The organism is Streptomyces misionensis, from assembly GCF_007896895.1.
Lineage (GTDB): Bacteria > Actinomycetota > Actinomycetes > Streptomycetales > Streptomycetaceae > Streptomyces > Streptomyces misionensis_A.
The window spans coordinates 1-1558 of sequence record NZ_VOGW01000094.1; the positions used below are offsets into that span (position 1 = coordinate 1).

General features: G+C 75.2%; 1 protein-coding gene. It reads left to right on the forward strand.

Features of this window, described 5'->3' with window-relative positions; genetic code table 11:
* Positions 1–148 precede the first annotated feature (148 nt).
* Positions 149–1558 (forward strand): MFS transporter (locus FRZ03_RS16405; protein WP_146465902.1); only part of this gene is annotated, 1410 nt, incomplete at its 3' end.

Consider the following 1558-nt stretch of genomic DNA (forward strand, 5'->3'; position numbering starts at 1 on the left):
GTTACGGCCAGGGGCGTCGGCCGTGAGGCTCCGCGTCTTCGTGCGCCACCTCCGGAACCACTCCGGGGGACCTCTGGAACCACTCCGGGGGCGAGGGTCCGAATAGAACGCCAGCCAAGTATTTCGGTGACCGATGTAATCTGGTGGTATGGCCACCGACACCCGACCGCGCCGGTCCGGACGGTGGGGGCTCGCCCTCCTCACCGTGGAACGGCCGCGCCCCGAGTCGATACGGGCGCGGCCGAACAGCTGGTGGCTGGCCGTGGCCACGGTGTGCTTCGGCGCGTTCATGGGACAGCTGGACGCCAGCATCGTGACGCTCGCCTACGGCGGTCTGCGGTCCGGCTTCCACGCCTCGCTGGCCGCCGTGGAGTGGGTCTCGCTGGCCTATCTGCTGGCCCTGGTGGCGCTGCTGGTGCCCGCCGGGCGGCTGGCCGACGCCCACGGCCGCAAGCTGCTCTACCTCTACGGTTTCGCCGTCTTCACGCTGGCCTCGGCCGCCTGCGGCTTCGCCCCCTCGCTGACCGCCCTCGTGGCGTTCCGCGTGGTCCAGGCGGCTGGCGCGGCCATGATGCAGGCCAACAGCGTGGCCCTGGTGACCACCAGCGCGCCGCGTGAGCGGATGCGCAGCGCCCTCGGGGTGCAGGCCGCCGCGCAGGCCCTGGGGCTGGCGCTGGGACCGACCGTCGGCGGGGCCCTGGTGGCGACGCTCGGCTGGCGCTGGGTGTTCTGGGTGAACGTGCCCGTCGGCGTGATCGCCCTGGTCGGCGGCCACTATCTGCTGCCCCGCACCCGGGCCAGGACCCGGGTCACCCGCTTCGACTGGCCGGGGCTGCTCCTGCTGGCGACCGCGACCACCGGTGCCCTGATGGGCGTCTCCGCGGCCTCCGGGCTGCCGGTGCCCGGCTGGGGCGTGGCCGCGCTGTTCGTGGTCGCGGCCGCGGCGGGCCGGGCGTTCGTCCGGCACCAACGGCGTGCGGCCGCGCCCCTGCTCGACCTCGCCCTGCTGCGGGTGCGGGCGGTGGCGTACGGCCTGGTGGGCGCCCTGAGCGGCTACCTGGTGCTGTTCGGTCCGCTGGTGCTGGTGCCGGTCGTGCTCACCGCGCGGGGCGTGTCCGAGCTGACCGCCGGGCTGGTGCTCACCGCCCTGCCGGCCGGGTTCGCGCTGGCCGCGACCGGTGGCGACCGGCTGCTGCCGCGCGGCCTCGCCGACCGGACGCGCTGTCTGGCCGGCGCGGGTGTCTTCACCCTGGCGACGGCCGGGCTGCTGGTCGTCCCGCCGGTCGCCGGCCCGCTGGTGCCGCTGCTGGCGGTGACCGGACTGGGCCTCGGGCTGTTCACCCCGGCCAACAACGCCCTGATCATGGGCGCGATACCGGCGCGGTGCTCCGGCACGGGCGGGGGGCTGGTCAACATGACCCGGGGACTCGGCACCGCGCTCGGCGTCGCCCTGGTGACGCTGGCCCTGCAACTGGCGGGGACGGGCGGTGACGCCGATCTCCGGGCCGGGATGCGCTGGTCGGCGGTGGTTCTGGCCGGGGCGTCGCTGGTCGCGGTG